This window comes from Actinomadura decatromicini, from assembly GCF_008121305.1.
In the GTDB taxonomy this organism is placed as follows: domain Bacteria; phylum Actinomycetota; class Actinomycetes; order Streptosporangiales; family Streptosporangiaceae; genus Spirillospora; species Spirillospora syzygii.
The window spans coordinates 608,436-624,719 of record NZ_VSRQ01000006.1 but is presented as its reverse complement, the minus strand read 5'-3'; the positions used below and the strand labels follow the sequence as shown (position 1 = coordinate 624,719).

Sequence of the window (16,284 nt, the reverse complement as noted above, 5' to 3'; positions counted from 1 at the left end):
CTCTGGGGGGGCCGGCTTTGCGGGCCTCCCGAGTGGGGAGGCCGCGCGCCACCCCGGGCCCGCGTGCCCCTGTGACGCGGGTGGGGTGGCCGACCCGTGCGCGCGGCCCCGCGCACGGGTCGGCGTCCGGTCCCGGCGCCGCGGCGGAGAAGAGCCGCGGCGAGCGGGAGTCGGGTCCCCGGGCGGCGGCCCCGGCGGCCGGCACCGCCGGGGCGCGCCCGGGAGCGCCGCCGTCGGTATGGGACGGCTGACGGCGGCGAGGAGCGGCCCACGACGAAAGTGTTCTAGAGGTTAGAAAAGTCTGTCCAGTTGTTTAGGAGAACATCTTGAGATAAGTTCAGCGGGAAATGTCATCATTTCCCGGCGAGATGGCCCCCCGGCCATTTCAGCGGGACGACGGAACAGGTAGTAATGTCCGACCCCGTGTCACCGACCCTTGACGCGCTCCTCGACTGCCCGTCCGGACTGCTCGATATGACGTTCGATCAGCTTCGGACCCTTCTGGCGGTGCACGAGTCCGGGTCCGCGCTGCGGGCGGCCCGCGCCCTCGGACGCGAGCAGTCGAGCGTCCAGAAGCAGCTCGACACCCTGAACCGCAACAGCCAGACCTTGTGCGGCGAGGTGCTCACCGTCCGGCAGGGGCGCGGCAAGGACTTCCTGTTCACGCCGACCGGTGAAGACACGGTCGAACTGGCGCGTTTGACGTTCGAGAAATGGCTGGAGTCCATTCACTGGAGCAGGCGCAGGCTCGGCCGGATGCTCACCGTGGGCACCACGGAGTTCACCCTGCCGATCGTGTCGCGGGCATGGAACCGGGTGTCGGAGGAGTTCCGGCAGCGCGAGGTCGAGTTCAAGGTCGCCCACGTCCGGACGAAGGAGCTGTGGTCGCGGCTGGAGACCCGGCAGGTCGACTTGATCTGCGGCAGCATCGTCAGCACTCCCGAGGGCGACCTGCGGCTGAGGGAGTACGAGGTCGTCGAGTACGCGCGCGGCCAGGCGTGGTTGCTGACCAACCTGCTGGAGAACGAGCTGCCGGACACGCCGGTCGAGACCAGCAGGCTCGGCGGGGTGCCGCTGGTCGTCCCGCCCGCCGGGCTCGTCGCCGACCTGCTCGCCACCTGGTACGGGCCCAGCTTCCGGGAGCGGCTGAACGTGGTCGCCGACATCGACGACGTGCACTACGGGCTGTCGCTGCTGCGCTCCGGCTTCGTCCGCGGCTGCATGATCGTGACCGGCTCGATCGGCCGGGGCATGGCGGCGCAGGACGAGCCCGGCACCGTCCCGCTCCGCGCCATCGCCCTGGACGACGACCTGGAGCCCAAGGCCGAACTGATGACCGGCGCGTTCGTCCGCCGCGCCGACCTCGAACGCTACGACGCGGGCCACCCCCTGAACCGGCTATGGGCAGCGGTGAAGGAGGACGTCCGCACCTACACCCCTCTCGCCTAACCCGGCTGAGCGCGCGTAACCCGGCTGAGTGCACGTGACACGGCTGAGTGCACGTGACTCGGCCGAGTTCGCGTAAACCCGGCTGAGTTCGCGCAATGCCGCCGGTCTCACGTGACCCGGCTGAGTTCGCATAACGCCGCCGAGTTCACGTGCCCTGCCGAACTGGCGCGGCCCGGCCGAGTTCGTGTGGCCCGGTCGAAGAGGATTCTGGCCGCCCACACGAGCGACCACACCGAACGCTCAGACACGAGTGCCCGTGCACGAGTGCCTGGACCGCCGCCCGAAGCTCCTCTTCATGAGCCCCGCTCGACCTCTCTTCTGAGCGCTGTGCGCCCCCTTTTGCTTGGATGACGCACCTTCACGCTCTTGGACCGAAGCCCAGCCGGGGTCCCGGTTCGTGCGGCCGCAGGCGCCCCAGCGCCGGAGGCCGCACGAACCGCGGAGCGAGGGGCCGTTTCCCGAGAGCGAACGCGTTCGGGAAACGGCCCCTCGCGACAACCGGGGGTTCCAGGGGGGCGCCCCCCTGGGCAAACACAGCTACTTGATCTGGTTGTCCACCACGTCGAGCGTGGGGCGGGCGCCCAGGTGCTGCATGGCCCGGGCGGCCAGGCGGCAGCCGGCGGTGAGGGCGTCGGCGGGCTGCTTGCCGTCCAGCCAGGGCGGGAGGAAGCCCGCGACGAAGGCGTCGCCCGCGCCGGTGCCGTCGATGATCTTCTCGACGGGTTCGGCGGCGACGGTGACGGGCTCGGGGCGGCCGTTGGTGTACCAGAGGGCGCCGTCGGGGCCGCTCTTGATCACGACCTGCGGGTACCAGGCGGTGAGCACCTTGGCGGCCTGCTCGGGCGACTCGCGGCCGGTGAGGATCTCGGCCTCCTTGGCGTTGACCACGAGGAGGCGGGCGCCCTGCGTCCATTCCAGGAAGGGCTCGGCGCCCATGCGCTTGAGCGGCGAGGACGAGCCGCCGTCCACCGACACCGACATCTGCGCCTTGCGGGCGAGGTCGAGGGTGTGGATGGCCGCCTTGCGCGACCCCTCGTTGATCAGCGCGTACCCGGACAGGTGCAGGTGCGTGCCCTGCGAGAACAGGTCCTTGCAGCGCTCGATGTCCTCGGGGAGGAGGGCGCCGTTGGCGCCCGGGTCGGAGAGCATCGTCCGGTCGCCCTTGTGGGTGACCATGATCACGCAGGTTCCGGTGGGACGCTCCTGGTCCATGACGAGGCGGGCGTCGACGCCGTACCCCATCAGTTCCATGTCCCGGTTCCGGCCCGCGATGTCGGAGCCGCGGCGTCCGACGAAGGCGGCCTCGGTCCCCTCCACGGCGAGCCAGGCGGCCACGTTGGCGCCCGAGCCGCCCCCGTGGATCGTCACCGCGGCCGGCGTGTCGCTACCCTTGGCGAGAGGGAACGCGGCACGCGCCACGGTGTCTGTCATAAGATCGCCGACCACGACCACGCGCGTCATGGAGTCATCACCTCGATCAACACGGCCCGCGCGAGCGGCAATTCTGGGCGTGTGCTCGACCGTAACAGCTATCGAGCCCTGATTAGGTCTCGAACGCGCAGCGAAACCGAGGAAGCCCATTTTTTCGATCGCGGGCCAGGGGTCGCCTGTGCCTTACCCTCGGGTACGTGACCGAGCGTTACCCGGATCAGTGGGAGGCCGACGTCGTCCTGAGCGACGGCGGGACGGCCCATCTGCGCCCCATCCGGAGCGCCGACGGCGCGATTCTGCGCGATTTCTACGCGCGCCTGTCACCGGAGTCGATCTACTACCGGTTCTTCTCGCCGCGCCCGCACCTGTCGGACCGTGACATCGAACACTTCACCGGCGTCGACTACGACCGCCGGGTCGCGCTGATCGCCACGATCGGCGAGGAGATGGTGGCGGTCGTCCGGTACGACCGGCTCGGCGAGCGCCCGGAGACGGCGGAGGTCGCGTTCCTCGTGGAGGACGCGCACCAGGGCCGCGGGCTCGGCCCGGTCCTGCTGGAGCACATCGCGGCGGCGGCGCGGGAGCGCGGGGTGCGCCGGTTCGTGGCGAGCGTCCTGCCCGACAACCGGCGGATGACCAGGGTGTTCCGGGAGGCGGGGTACCGGGCGGAGCAGCGCTTCGAGGAGGGCGTGATCGAGCTCGTCCTCGACCTGGAGCCGACCGAGACGTCGCTGGAGGTGATGGCGGCGCGGGAGCATCGGGCCGAGTCGCGGTCGATCCAGCGGCTGCTGTTCCCTGGGTCGGTCGCGGTGATCGGGGCGAGCCGGGCCGAGCACAGCGTCGGGCAGACGGTGCTGCGCAACCTGCTGTCCGGGGACTTCAGCGGGCCCGTCTACCCGGTGCATCCGACGGCGGTGGCGGTGGCAGGGGTGCGCGCGTATCCGTCCGTCCTGGAGGTGCCGGACGATGTCGACCTCGCCGTCGTCGCTGTCCGCGCGGATGCCGTCCACGAGGTCGTGGAGCAGTGTGCGAGCAAGGGCGTGCGCGGCCTGGTGGTCGTGTCCTCCGGCTTCGGGGAGATCGGGGACGAAGGCCGCGCCAGGCAGGAGGAGTTGGTGCGGCTCGCCCGCGCCTACGGGATGCGGGTTGTCGGGCCCAACTGCCTGGGGATCGCCAACACCGACCCGGACGTCCGGCTGAACGCGACCCTGGCCCCGACGATGCCGGGACGCGGCCCGGTCGGCTTCTTCTCCCAGTCCGGCGCGCTCGGCATCGCGATCCTCCAGCGGACGGCGGAGCGCGGCCTCGGCCTCTCCACATTCGTTTCCGCAGGGAACCGGGCAGACGTCTCGGGCAACGACCTCATGCAGTACTGGGAGGAGGACCCGGCGACCAAGGCCGTCCTCCTCTACCTGGAGTCGCTGGGCAACCCGCGCAAGTTCGCGCGGCTGGCGCGCAGGCTCGGCCGCCGCAAGCCGATCGTGGCGGTGAAGAGCGGGCGCAGCACGCAGGGCGTCCCGATCGGGCACGCGGCACGGGCGCTGACGCTGCCCGACCACGCCGTCAGCGCGCTGTTCGAGCAGGCGGGCGTGATCCGCGTCGAGGACATCTCCGAGCTGTTCGACGTGGCGCAGGTGCTCGCCTACCAGCCGCTCCCGGCGGGCGACCGCATCGCGATCATCGACAACTCCAACTCGCTGGGGCTGCTCGCGCAGGACGAGGCCGTCGCGCTCGGCCTGGACGTCCGGCCCCGGATCGACCTCGGTCCGCGCGCCGACGCCGACGACTACGAGGCCGCGCTCGCCGGGGCGCTGGACGACGACACCGTCGACGCGGTGGTCGCGCTGTTCGCGCCCCCGACGATCGGCGGCTACGACGTGCGCGTCCCGGAGAAGATCCTGCGGCTGGCGGCACAGGGCCGCAAGCCGATCGTGGCGACCTACCTCGGCACCGAGGGGATGCCCGCCGACCTGCGCGTCCCCGGCCCGGACGGGACGGCGGCGGAGGGCTCGGTGCCGTCCTACCCCTCGCCGGAGGACGCCGTCCGGGCGCTGGCGTACGTGATCGGGTACGCGCGGTGGCGGCGGCGCCCGCCGGGGCGCATGCCGGTGTTCGACGGGATCGACCGCGACCGCGCGCGGGAGCTGGTCGCGTCCTGGCTCGGCGGCGACGGCGCGGCGGACGTCGCGCCGGAGCGGGCGGCCGAGCTGCTGTCCTGCTACGGCATCGACGTCGAGGACGACGCGGACGGCCACGGCGTCCCCACCCGCATCGTCGTCCGGGAGGACCACTCGTTCGGCGCGGTGATCTCCTTCGGCATCGCCGACGAGACCGCCGCGCTCCTGGACGACCGGGCGCACCGGCTGTCGCCGCTCGCCGACGCGGAGGCGGCGGAGATGGTCCGCGCCATCCGGACGGCGCCGCTCCTCCTCGGCCATCGCGGCGCGGAACCGGTGAACCTCGCCGCCCTGGAGGAGTTGCTGCTGCGCGCGTCCCGCCTCGGCTACGACCTGCCCGAGGTGGCGCGGCTGGAGCTGAACCCCGTGCTGGCGGACGCGTCCGGCGCCACGGTGCGCGGCGTGACGCTCAGGCTGGAGCGGCCGCCGGGCCCGCGTCCCGAACTGGGGCCGCGCCGCCTGTCCTGACGGCCTTCTCTCCCTGACCCGGCGGCCTCCCCCTCCTCGCCGCACGACGCCGACACCGCGCCGTGCCCAGCAGCGCTGACGGCCTCCTGCTTGGAGGAGTACGGGTCAGGCCGGTGGGCCGGGCGGGCTCGGGGACGGGGTCGGTGGGATCGGGTCGGGTTCCGGCCCTGGCGGGACCGGGTCCGGGTCGGGCGTGGGCGGCGTCGGCTCGGGCGCCGGTCCGGGCGGCGTCGGCTCCGGCGGCGGGCCCGGCGGGACCGGCTCGGGCGACGGCCCCGGCGGGACGGGCCCGGGCGGCTGCGGGGACGGCCCGGGCGGCCCCGGCGGCGGCTCCACCGGCGGGACCAGCGGTTCCGGCGCGGGCGCCGGGTCGGGGCCGGGCGGCGGCACCGGCGGGGGCTTCGGCAGCGGCTTCTCGTCCATGCCCGCCTCGTACCCCGCGTGGGCGCGGCTGACCGCCCGTCCGGCGGCCATGTGCGCGTCCGGCCCCGGACAGGGCAGGATGGGCCCATGAGGGAAACCCGAGCGACCGCCGGCGGCCTGCGCACGGCGATCGAGCGCAGCGGCTACTACCCGGACCTGGTCGCGGACGCGGTCGAGTCGGCCGTCGGGGAGGAGCCCGTCGTGGCCTACGTCGTCCACCACGAGGCGACGTTCGACCCCGCGATGGAGGTGCGGCGGCACGTGACCGTGCTCGTGCTGTCCGCGAGCCGGCTGCTGGTGTGCCACACCGACGAGCACCCGCCCGGCGACGGCATGGCGCAGCCGCACGCGTCCACCACCACCGAGGCCGTGAAGCTGGAGCGCGTCCAGTCGGTCGCGGTGACCAGGGTCGTCCCGGACCCGGCGTCGTACGTGCCGGGCGTGCCGCCGACCGAGGTGGTCCTGACGATCGGCTGGGGCGCCATCGCGCACATCGACCTCGAGCCCGCGACCTGCGGCGACGAGAACTGCGAGGCCGACCACGGCTACACCGGCAGCGTCACGGCCGACGACCTGTCCCTGCGGGTGAGCGAGGCCGCGGACGGCCGCGACGCCGTGACGCAGGTGCTGGCGTTCGCGGAGGAGCTGTCCGCCGCGACCGCCCGGTGACCGCCGGGACGGCGGGGCCGCCGCCCGTCCCGCGGTACGGGTCGGGCGCGCTCGCCGACCTGCCGCCGTCGGTGCTGGCGGCGCTGGGCGTCCCGGACGCGGTGAACGTGCTGGGCCTCGCGCCGGTGCCGCGCGCCTGCGTGCTGATCGTCGACGGGCTCGGCTGGGAGCAGCTCCGCGCCCACCCGGACGAGGCCCCGTTCCTGTCCGCGATGGACGGCGGCCCGATCACGTCCGGCTTCCCGGCGACGACGGTCAGCAGCCTCGGGTCGCTGGCGACGGGCGCGCCGCCCGGCGCGCACGGTCTGCTCGGCGTCCAGGTGGCGATCCCGGGGACCGGCCGCCTCCTCAACTGCCTCCGCTGGCAGGACGACTCCGTCGACCCGGCTCGGTTCCAGCCCGTCCCGACCGTGTACGGGCGGGCGGCGGCGGACGGCGTCGCCGTCTCCTACGTCGCGCTCGGCCAGTACCGGGGGACCGGCCTCAGCCGCGCCACCGTCCGCGGGGCCCGCTACCGTGCCGCGAACGGCCTCGGCCAGCTCGTCGGCCGGACGGAGCTGGCGCTGCGCGAGGGCGACCGCTCGTTCGTCACCGTGTACCACGCCGACCTCGACGCGACCGGGCACCGGTTCGGCGCCGGGTCCGCCGACTGGCGGCACCAGCTCCGCTTCGTGGACATGCTCGCCGAGCGGATCGCGGACGTCCTGCCGCCCGGCTCGGCCCTGCACGTCACCGCCGACCACGGCATGGTCGACCCGGTTGAGCGGGTCGACTTCGACGCCGTCCCCGAGCTGCGAGACGGCGTCGCCCTCCTCGGCGGCGACGCCCGCGCCCGGTACGTCTACAGCGAGCCGGGCGCGCACGACGACGTCCTCGCCGCCTGGACGGCCCTGCTCGGCGACCGGGCGTGGGTCGTCCCGCGCGAGCGGGCGGTCGCGGACGGCTGGTTCGGCCCGCTCGGCCCCGGCATGCTCGACCGCGTCGGGGACGTGATCGCCGTCCCGCACGCCGACCTCGCGATCGTCGCGTCGGAGCGGGAGCCGTGGCTGGACCGGATGGTCGGCATGCACGGCTCCCTCGTGGCGGCGGAACAACTCGTCCCGCTGCTGACCACGTCGAGGCACTGACCAGGTTCAGGCACTGACCACGTCCGGCACCGACCACGTCCGGCACTGACAATGTCCGGCACTGACAATGTCCAGGCACTGACTCTCGGGGGACTTGAGATGAACCAGGAATCGCCCCTCCCTAATCCGGGCGACGCCGGTCAAACTGACGGTGTGCACCCTCTCATCGAAGCGCCCGCGCTCGACCGGCTGCTCCGGCGGCAGACGCCCGTCGTCCTGCTGGACGTCCGGTGGCATCTGGGCGGACCCCCGGGGATCGAGTCGTACCGCAAGGGGCACCTGCCCGGCGCCGTGTTCGTCGACCTGGACCAGGACGTCGCCGGGCCGCCGGGGCCGGGCGGCCGCCATCCGCTGCCCGACCCGGCCGCCTTCGAGTCCGCCATGCGCCGCGCCGGGGTGTCGGGCGACAGCCTCGTCGTGGTCTACGACGACGCCGACTCCACGTCGGCGGCGCGGGTGTGGTGGTCGCTGCGGTATTTCGGGCACGAACGCGTCCGGGTCCTGGACGGCGGCTACCGCGCCTGGACGGAGGCGGGCCACCCGGTGAGCACGACGGAGCCGGAGGTCAAGCCGGGCGACTTCGTCGCGAGCCCGGGACGGCTGCCCGTCCTCGACGCGGAGGGCGCCGCGGAGCTGGCGACGGCCGGGGTGCTGCTCGACGCGCGCGCCGCCGAGCGGTACCGCGGCGAGCTGGAGCCCGTCGACCCGGTCGCCGGGCACATCCCGGGTGCCCGGAACGCGCCCACGTCCGGCAACGTCGGCGTGGACGGCCGGTTCCTGCCCCCCGAGCTGCTGCGCGAGCGGTTCGCGCAGCTCGGCGCCACGGACGCGCTCGACGTCGGCGCCTACTGCGGCTCCGGCGTGACGGCCGCCCACGAGATCCTCGCGCTGAACCTCGCGGGCATCCCGGCCGCCCTCTACGTGGGCTCCTGGTCGAACTGGGTGACCGACCCGTCCAACCCGATCGCCACCGGCGACGGCTGACCCGGCCCCGCCGGGCCTCGACCCGCGCGGCCCGGCCGCCATCGGCCGGGCCTCGACCCGCGCCGACCGGTGGCACCGACCGAGCTTCCAGCGGCGACCGGTCGCCACCGGCTGAGCCTCCAGCGGCGACCGGTCGGTGTTGGCGGGGTCAGCCCGCGCCCAGGCAGAGGAAGCCTGCGAGTTCTGGGGGGCGGGGGAGTGCGGCGAGGGCTCGGGACGGCGGGTCTCCGGCGGACAGGCGGGCGTGGAACGCGGCCATGAAGCCCGGCGTCGACTCGTCCCGGACGGGCGCGACGCTGGCGATCACGGTCGCGGCGCCGAGCGCGAGCAGGACGCCCGCCATGCCGAGCGCCGCGTCGCCCCCGTCGGCCCGTCCGATGTCGCAGGCGGACAGCACGACGACGCGCGGCGGGACGGCCAGCTCGTCCAGGTCGTGGACCATCAGCGGCCCGCCCGCGAGCCGCAGCCGCGAGAACAGGGCGTTGCCCTCGCGGAACTCGCCGTGCGCGGCGACGTGCGCGAGGGCCGCGCCGTCCAGGGCGTCGCGGACGGCCTCGGGACGCGCGTCCGGGCCGTCCAGGACGGTGGCGTGCGGGTGCAGCCGCCGCAGCGCGTCGATCTCCCGCCGCGCGTGCCGGAGCCCGGGACCCGCCACGAGGACGGTCCGCCCGCCGCCGCGCGCCGGTTCGCGGGCGCGCGCCCACGCGGACGCGGACGGCACGACCGTGAAGGCCCGCCCGTCCAGCGACGGCAGCACCGCCCAGGGCAGCCCGTGCAGCGTGCCCGTCGGCGCGATGACCAGCTCGCGGTCGCCGACGGCCCGCGCCAGCGGGGCGAGCAGCCGCCGGTCGAGCCGGCCGGCCGTGTCGGCGAGGGCGTCGAGGGCGCGCGGGTCGTCCCGCTCGGCGAGGCGCCGGACGGCGTAGCGCAGCAGGCCGGTGTCGCGGACGGCCTTGTCGGCCGCGCCCAGCCGGTGGCGCTGGGCCTGACCGGCGACGACGGTCACCGCGTGCAGGTCGCGGCCGACCGCGACCAGCTCGACGAGCGCCCGGTCGCCGAGCGCGGCGGCGACCTCGGCGAAGCCGGGGGAGTGCCCGCCGGACGCGCCGGACGGACGGTGCCGCGTCCGCGCCCGGACCGTCGCCTCCAGGGCCGCCATGTCCGCGGGCAGCGGGGTCCCGGCGCCGCCGCGCGCCGTGTCGCCCGTCCGCTCCGCGCTGAACGCGCGCAGCCTGGCCAGCGCCGCCGCCCGCTCCGGATCCCGCGGCGGACGCACCCGGACCGGCCGCGCGATCGCCCGCCGCCGCTCCTCGACCGTGAGCAGCTCCCCCGCCGACCGGGCGAGCGTGAGCCCGAGGTCGGCCAGGTCGGTGACGAGCCCGGTCGTCCGCGCGCGGAGGTCGAGCGCGTCGAGCGCCTCCGCGTACTGCTCCGTCACCCTGAGCCCGGCCCTGACGGCGGCGACCGCGCCCTCGTGGTCGGCCCGCGCGGAACGTTCGAGCGCGACGGCGTGCCAGGCGGCGATCTGGGCGGACGCGGGCCCGCGCGAACGCCCGACCCGGGACAGCAGGTGCCCGGCGGGACGGCCCAGCGACAGCGCGACCCGAGCGGCGACGATCCGGACCTCGTCGGCGGCGTCGGTCCACCCGCCGCCCTCCAGCCGGTCCGCCGTCGCGATCGCCGTGCGCAGCAGCACGCCCGACCGCTCGCCGGACGCCCATCGCGCCTTCACCAGGACGTGTTCGGCGAGCAGCATCCATCCGGCGCGTTCCTGGTCGGCGAACGCGGCGCGGGCGCGTTCGGCGGCGTCGGTGCACTGTTCGGGGTTGCCGTCGGCCAGTTCCGCGTGGGCGAGGAGGAGGAAACCGTCCGCGATGTCGCACCGGTAGCCGTTCGCTGTGGCGGCGTCCAAGGCCGCATGGAGAAGAGGACGCGCTTCACCTGGAAGACCCACCGAGATGAGGGTCTCCGCTTGGTCGAACCGGCATTGCGCCAGACGTTCACCGGACAGATGGGCTTCGGCCTCGGCGAAGAGGCGCAGCGCGCGCGGGACGTCCCCACGCCGCGACACCGCGAACGCCAGGTTCCCCTTGGACATCGCCGTCAGGTGCCGCAGCCCGGCGGCCTCGCCCACCGCGACCGCCTCCTCCAACGCGGCCTCCGCCTCGCCGAAGTCGCCGCGTAACGCGCAGGCAAGGCCCAGGTTGCCGAGGAGCCCGCCGAGTGTCACCGGGTCGTCGCCCTCGCGGAGGCCGGGAAGGGCCCGCGCGGCGACGTCGTGCGCCTCGTCCAGGCGTCCGGCCCTCGCCAGGGCGCAGGCCCGGTTGGCGGCGAGGCGGTCCGCGTCGGTGCCGCGCAGGTGGGGCGCCGCCTCGTCCGCGTGGGACAGCGCCTCGCCGATGTCACCGGCCGCGGTGAGCAGCCCGACGAGGCTCATCCGGATCTGCGCCGCCGCGTAGCCGTCCGCCGCGGCGAGGGCTCGGCGGAGGTAGGCGAGGCCCTCCTCGAGAAGCCCCAGCTCCTTGGCGGCGAGCCCGGCCGCCCGCAACACGCCCACACCGCCACCGTCAACGCCGCCGCCGTCAACGCCGCCACCGTCGTCCACGGCGTCGCCGTCGAGGTCGTCGCCGGTCTCGTCGCGGTCGTCCTCGTCGCCGTCGAGCAGGGCGCGTGCCCGGGCGAGCGCGGCGGCCGGGTCGGCGGCGGCGAGACGGAGCAGGGCGCCCTCGTCCCCGTCCGTCTCGTCCCCGTCAGCGGAGGATCGGTCCGGGTGGGCGGGGTCCGGGTGGGCGGGGTCCGGGTGGGCGCGCGTCACAGGCGGACCCAGCTCGTCACGATCGACGTGCCGTCGTCCAGGTGGAACACGAGGCTCGCCAGGCCGGCGGGCACGCTCGGCACGCAGAACAGCCCGGCGGGCTCCGCGCGCGCCGTGATCCCGTCCGGCGGGAGCTCCAGGTGCCGGACCCGGACCAGCGCGGCGGACGGCGGCACGAGCCGCCCGGTCAGCTCGCGGTCGCGGCCGTGCGCCGCCACCTCCACCTCGACCTCGACCGTCCCGCCCGGGCAGGCGAACGTCAGGACGCGTCCCGCCGTGCCGCGGACCCCGGCCGCCGTCCGCCCGGCCCGGTCGTGCGACAGCTCCGCCAGCGTCGCGGACGGCACGCGCAGCGCGATCGCCGCGCGCGCCGCCGCGAGGACGCCGGCCGGCACCGGGTCGAGCGTCTCGAACGCGCCCCGCACGCCCGCCATCAGCTCGTCGTCGTTCACGGGACGAGCCTCCGCAGCGCGTCCAGGCACCGGGCCCTGGTCGGCCCGACGCTGCCGACCGGGATGCCGAGCGCGGCGGCGAGCTCGGCATGGCTGGACGCGACCGCGAACAGCCGCAGCAGCGTCCGGCAGCGGCGCGGCAGCGCCTCCAGCGCCGCGCCGACCAGGCCGAGCCGCTCGCGGCTCAGCGCAACCCGGTCAGGGCCGGGCTCCGGCGCCCGCGGCGCGGGCACGAGCGGCAGGTCGCGGCCGCGCAGCCGGACGAGCCGCAGGCTCTCGTTCCGCGCGGTCGTGGCGAGCCAGCACCCCGTGGCGGCCGGGTCGCGCAACCCGTCGATCCGCTCCACGAGGCGCAGCCAGGTGGTCTGCACCACGTCGCCGGAGTCGGCGTCGTTCAAACCGTGCGAGCGGGCGATCGACCACAGCAGGCCGCTGTGGCGCTCCACGAGCCGGGCCCACGCGGCGCCGTCGCCGCCGCGGGCCCGGACCACCAGCTCGTCCGTACCGTCGTTCTTCTGGGCCACCGAAGTCTCCTCCCGAGGCCCCCCGCGTTGTTCACCCTACGACATCGACACCTCACTCCGCGTGGACGACTCCGGCCATCTCAGACGCCCCCGGCCCAGCCGCCCCCGCTTCCGCCGTCCCGGACGTGCCCGCCTCCGCCGCCTCGGACGCGCTCGCCTCCGCCGTCCCGGGCGCGTCCGACTCCGTCGTTTCGACGAGCACGCCCAGGTCGGGGAGGGACGGGTGCGTGGACGGGGCGAGGACGCGGTCCGCCGCCGCGACCGCCGACACCCCTTCCACTGCGGCGACGGCGGCGATCCGGCCCGCCACGGCGGGGGCGGCGAACGACGTCCCGCTCCATGTCGCGTAGCCCTGGAAATGGTCGGGGTCGATGCCGCGCACGGGCGGGTGCGTCCCGTCGAAGCGCACGAAGGCGCCCGCGACGTCCACGCCCTGCGCGCAGGCGTCCACCCACCAGCCGTGGTTGGAGAACGCGGCCCGGTCGGCGCCGTCCAGCGCCGCGACGGCGACCACCGGCTTCATCGCGGCGGGCCAGAACGGGCGGTCGGTGGCCGCGTTCCCCGCGCACGCCACGACGACCGTCCGGCGGCCGAGCGCCGCGATCGCCCGCGCCAGCACCGGGGACGGACGGTCGTCATAGGTGTGGCAGCCGAGTGAGACGTTCACCACGTCCACGCCGCCGCGCTCGGCGAGCCACGCCAGCGCCCGGATCACGTCGAGCTCGTCGCCGACCCCGTCGCCGCCGATCACCCGGCGGGCCAGCAGCCGCGCCGCCGGCGCCCGCTTGAGCACCTCGCCCGCGACGAACGTGCCGTGCCCGGCCTGCGCGTCCAGGTCGTAGTCGAGGTCGGCGTCCAGGATCTCCGCGACCTCGTCGCGCTGCTCGCGGAACCAGTCCGCGTCCTCCCACCAGGGGTGCGGCGCCAGGCCCGTGTCCAGGACGGCGACCGTCACCTCCCGGCCCGCCTCCGCCGCCGGACGGGGCGCGGGCACCGGCCCGGCGGGACGCGGCCGGTCCGCGGGACCGCTCCACCACATCGGCTGCCCGACGACGAGGTGGTTCGGCGCCGCGCTCAGCCGCCGCCGCGCCGCGCCCGTGGCGGCGGTGCGCACGCCGTCCGCGCGCAGCCGGGACGCGAGCTCGCACACGTCCACCTTCGCCGCCGGGCGCAGCCGCAACCGGGTGACGCCGTGCTCGTCCCGCCGCCCGTCGTGCCAGCGCCGGATCGTCGACTCGGCCGCGGCGGCGTCCCGCCCGGCCACCAGGAGCTGGTCCCTGCGGATCAGGGCCGGCCGCCCCGGCAGCGCCTCCACCACGACCGCGTCGCGGTGCCGCGCCAGCACCCGCTCCAGCCGTGCCTGCTGATCGAACATCGGTCCTCGCTCTCGTCGCCCGGCTCCGGCACTCATCGTGTCGAATCGGAGACCAAGAGTGACCGGAATCGGACATGCGACCACGACCGGACCCGGTCCCGCCGGTTGCCCGGCTTTCCCCACACGGCGGCCCAGCACGCCCTAACCTGTCGTGGAGGCCCGTGAACCCTGTGCATGCAGTCCTCCACCGTTCAACAAACGACGGACTCACGGTGGTGCGACACGTGCCGATGATGCACAATGAGGGACGCGGACGCCGACTTGGGACGTACGAGGCCGTAGGGGAAGACGAGCCTCGGTACAGATCCAGGAGGTCCGGTGACCGCACGTGGCGTTTTCTACGTCCACTCCGCGCCGCCTGCGCTGAGCCCGCACATCGAGTGGGCCGCCGCAGGTGTTCTCGGTGTGCCCGTTTCCCTTGAGTGGACCGATCAGGCGGCCGCACCGGGAACGCTGCGCGCCGAGCTGCATTGGGAGGGGAGGCCGGGCACCGCCGCGGGCATCACCTCCGCGCTGCGCACCTGGAAGCTGGTGCGCTTCGAGGCCACCGAGGATCCCACCCCGGGCTCCGACGGCGTCCGGTTCAGCTTCACCCCGTCCCTCGGGGTGTTCACCGGCGTCATCGGGGCCAGCGGGGACATCATGATCCCCGAGGACCGGCTCCGCTCCGTCATGGCGAACGCCGCGGTCGGCAAGATCACCCTGGAGCACGAGCTGGAGCGGCTCCTCGGCACCCCGTGGGACAACGAGCTCGAACCCTTCCGGCGGGCCGGGGACGGCGCGCCCGTCCGCTGGCTGCACGCCGCCGTGTGACGGCCGGGGCGTCCGCCGACGCCGCCCGGTGGAGCGTGCCCGTCCCGCGGCTCGCGCGCCCCGCCCGGCGAACGTCCGGCGCGCGGCGCCCGCCGCCCGGCACGGCCGCGGAAACACGCGAAACGGCCCGGCGAGGTTTTCCTCGCCGGGCCGTTCGGCGTGCCGTGCGGTCGGTCAGATGGCGCGTTCGAAGGCGACGGAGACGTTGTGGCCGCCGAACCCGAACGAGTTGTTGAGCGCCGCCGCCGGGCCGTCCGGCAGCTTGCGCGGCTCGTCGCGGACGATGTCGAGGTCGACCTCGTCGTCGAGGTCCTCCAGGTTCGCCACGAACGGGACGAGCCCCTCCTTCAGCGCCAGGATCGTGAAGATCGACTCCAGCGCGCCCGCGCCGCCGAGCAGGTGCCCGGTCATCGACTTGGTCGCGGTGATGACGGCCTTCCGGGCGGCGTCCTCGCCGAGCCCCGCCTTGATGGACGCGAGCTCCGCCACGTCCCCGGCCGGGGTCGAGGTGGCGTGCGCGTTGATGTGGATGATGTCGGCGGGCTCAAGCCCCGCGTCGGCGAGGGCCCGCTGCATCGCCTTGGCCTGCCCGCGCCCGCTCGGGTCCGGCAGGACGATGTCGTAGGCGTCGTTGGAGTACCCGGCCCCGGACGCGTACCCGTTGATCTTCGCGCCGCGCCGCCGGGCGTGCTCCTCCGACTCCAGGATCATGACCGCGGCGCCCTCGCCGAGGACGAACCCGTCGCGGTTCTTGTCGTAGGGCCGGGACGCGCGCGACGGCTCCTCGTTGCGCGTCGACATCGCGCGCATGATCCCGAAGGAGGCCATCTGGAGCGGGTGGATGCACGCCTCGGTGCCGCCGCAGACGATCACGTCGGCGCGGCCCGCGCGGATCATGTCGATCGCGTAGCCGACCGCCTCACCGCTGGACGCGCACGCGCTGACCAGGGCGTGCGACCCGGCCGTCGCGCCGAACTCGATGCCGACGTGCCCGGACGCGCCGTTCGGCATCAGCATCGGGACGGTGAACGGCGAGACCCGCGACCAGCCCTTCTCCCGGTACACGTCGTAGCTGTTCAGGGCCGTGTGCAGGCCGCCGATGCCGCTGGAGAGCACGACGCCGACCCGGTCGAGGTCGACGACGAACCCGCCCTCGACGCCGGCCTTCTCCATGCCCTTCTGCGGCTTGCCGCCGGGGGACGGGGCGAACCCGGCGTCCGCCCACGCCTCGCGGGCGGCGATCAGCGCGATCGCCTGGTTGCGGTCGAGCCGGCGCAGCGCCTGCCGCGGCATCACCTCGTCCGGCGGCACCTTGAGCGTCGCGGCGAAGCGGACCGGCAGGCCCTCGACGCCCTCCCACTCCAGTGTGCGGATCCCGGACTCTCCGGCGAGCAGGGCGGACCAGGTCGACGGCAGGTCTCCGCCGAGTGGGGTCGTTGCACCGAGACCCGTCACGACGACTCTGGTCTGGCTCTTGCTCATGTGGATGCTCCTTGCGGGCTGTGAGGGGCGGTCGCAGCTACCCGGACGGCCCGCGGGCCGCCGCCGTGGCGGGTCCCGCGGGCCGGCGCGTGCCG

General features: G+C 74.9%; 13 protein-coding genes. 6 read left to right on the top strand and 7 right to left on the bottom strand.

What is annotated here, in order from left to right; translation table 11 throughout:
• Positions 1-423 precede the first annotated feature (423 nt).
• Positions 424-1,449: a LysR family transcriptional regulator gene (locus FXF68_RS29110; protein ID WP_222870129.1), complete on the top strand. Its 1,026-nt coding sequence runs from the start codon at positions 424-426 to the stop codon at positions 1,447-1,449.
• A gap of 537 nt (positions 1,450-1,986) precedes the next feature.
• Here FXF68_RS29110 and FXF68_RS29105 read toward each other — a convergent pair.
• Complete coding sequence (locus FXF68_RS29105) at positions 1,987-2,910, bottom strand: carbohydrate kinase family protein (protein ID WP_148764666.1); 924 nt, start codon at positions 2,908-2,910, stop codon at positions 1,987-1,989.
• A gap of 167 nt (positions 2,911-3,077) precedes the next feature.
• On the opposite strand from FXF68_RS29105, the gene FXF68_RS29100 reads away from it, so the two are divergent.
• On the top strand, positions 3,078-5,525 hold the full coding sequence (locus tag FXF68_RS29100; protein ID WP_148764664.1) for a bifunctional acetate--CoA ligase family protein/GNAT family N-acetyltransferase: 2,448 nt from the start codon (positions 3,078-3,080) through the stop codon (positions 5,523-5,525).
• Between the two features lie 105 nt (positions 5,526-5,630).
• Here the strand turns inward: FXF68_RS29100 and FXF68_RS29095 are convergent, their stop codons facing one another.
• Positions 5,631-5,999: a hypothetical protein gene (locus tag FXF68_RS29095; protein WP_187438154.1), complete on the bottom strand. Its 369-nt coding sequence runs from the start codon at positions 5,997-5,999 to the stop codon at positions 5,631-5,633.
• Positions 6,000-6,035: 36 nt separating this feature from the next.
• Here FXF68_RS29095 and FXF68_RS43225 point away from each other — a divergent pair, with 36 nt between their 5' ends.
• The 3 genes from FXF68_RS43225 (at position 6,036) to FXF68_RS29085 (ending at position 8,728) form a co-directional block, all read left to right on the top strand.
• Positions 6,036-6,617 carry a DUF5998 family protein gene (locus tag FXF68_RS43225; RefSeq protein ID WP_222870128.1) on the top strand — a complete coding sequence of 194 codons (582 nt, stop codon included), beginning with the start codon at positions 6,036-6,038 and terminating at the stop codon, positions 6,615-6,617.
• On the top strand, positions 6,614-7,744 hold the full coding sequence (locus tag FXF68_RS29090; RefSeq protein WP_222870127.1) for an alkaline phosphatase family protein: 1,131 nt from the start codon (positions 6,614-6,616) through the stop codon (positions 7,742-7,744). The genes FXF68_RS43225 and FXF68_RS29090 overlap by 4 nt, the downstream gene beginning before the upstream one ends.
• 153 nt (positions 7,745-7,897) lie before the next feature.
• The gene (locus FXF68_RS29085) at positions 7,898-8,728 is read left to right on the top strand and encodes a sulfurtransferase (protein ID WP_246178997.1); all 831 of its coding nucleotides are present in this window, start codon (positions 7,898-7,900) and stop codon (positions 8,726-8,728) included.
• 148 nt (positions 8,729-8,876) lie between these two features.
• On the opposite strand, the gene FXF68_RS29080 is transcribed toward FXF68_RS29085, so the two are convergent.
• The 4 genes from FXF68_RS29080 to FXF68_RS29065 are packed head-to-tail and all read right to left on the bottom strand — an operon-like array spanning position 8,877 to position 13,894.
• Positions 8,877-11,543, bottom strand: coding sequence for a CHAT domain-containing protein (locus FXF68_RS29080; RefSeq protein WP_246178996.1), 2,667 nt, complete (start codon positions 11,541-11,543; stop codon positions 8,877-8,879).
• The gene (locus FXF68_RS29075; RefSeq protein WP_148764660.1) at positions 11,540-11,995 is read right to left on the bottom strand and encodes a hypothetical protein; all 456 of its coding nucleotides are present in this window, start codon (positions 11,993-11,995) and stop codon (positions 11,540-11,542) included. The genes FXF68_RS29080 and FXF68_RS29075 overlap by 4 nt, the downstream gene beginning before the upstream one ends.
• Entirely contained in the window at positions 11,992-12,519 is a 528-nt protein-coding gene (locus tag FXF68_RS29070) for an RNA polymerase sigma factor (RefSeq protein ID WP_148764658.1), read from the bottom strand. Before FXF68_RS29070 ends, FXF68_RS29075 begins: the two co-directional genes overlap by 4 nt.
• Positions 12,520-12,571: 52 nt before the next feature.
• On the bottom strand, positions 12,572-13,894 hold the full coding sequence (locus tag FXF68_RS29065) for a S8 family peptidase (RefSeq protein WP_148764656.1): 1,323 nt from the start codon (positions 13,892-13,894) through the stop codon (positions 12,572-12,574).
• 318 nt (positions 13,895-14,212) lie between these two features.
• Here FXF68_RS29065 and FXF68_RS29060 point away from each other — a divergent pair, with 318 nt between their 5' ends.
• On the top strand, positions 14,213-14,707 hold the full coding sequence (locus FXF68_RS29060; protein WP_148764654.1) for a DUF3145 domain-containing protein: 495 nt from the start codon (positions 14,213-14,215) through the stop codon (positions 14,705-14,707).
• A 174-nt stretch (positions 14,708-14,881) separates the two neighbouring features.
• Here FXF68_RS29060 and FXF68_RS29055 read toward each other — a convergent pair whose 3' ends face one another.
• A complete protein-coding gene (locus FXF68_RS29055) occupies positions 14,882-16,189 on the bottom strand; it encodes a beta-ketoacyl-[acyl-carrier-protein] synthase family protein (RefSeq protein ID WP_148764652.1) in 1,308 nt (435 codons plus the stop codon).
• Between the last annotated feature and the right edge of the window lie 95 nt (positions 16,190-16,284).

Bases quoted from the DNA above. Each gene is read 5' to 3' on its own strand.
- FXF68_RS29095 (WP_187438154.1), bottom strand. From the start codon at position 5,999: ATGGCCGCCGGACGGGCGGTCAGCCGCGCCCACGCGGGGTACGAGGCG.
- FXF68_RS29055 (WP_148764652.1), bottom strand. From the start codon at position 16,189: ATGAGCAAGAGCCAGACCAGAGTCGTCGTGACGGGTCTCGGTGCAACG.
- FXF68_RS29105 (WP_148764666.1), bottom strand. From the start codon at position 2,910: ATGACGCGCGTGGTCGTGGTCGGCGATCTTATGACAGACACCGTGGCG.
- FXF68_RS43225 (WP_222870128.1), top strand. From the start codon at position 6,036: ATGAGGGAAACCCGAGCGACCGCCGGCGGCCTGCGCACGGCGATCGAG.
- FXF68_RS29065 (WP_148764656.1), bottom strand. From the start codon at position 13,894: ATGTTCGATCAGCAGGCACGGCTGGAGCGGGTGCTGGCGCGGCACCGC.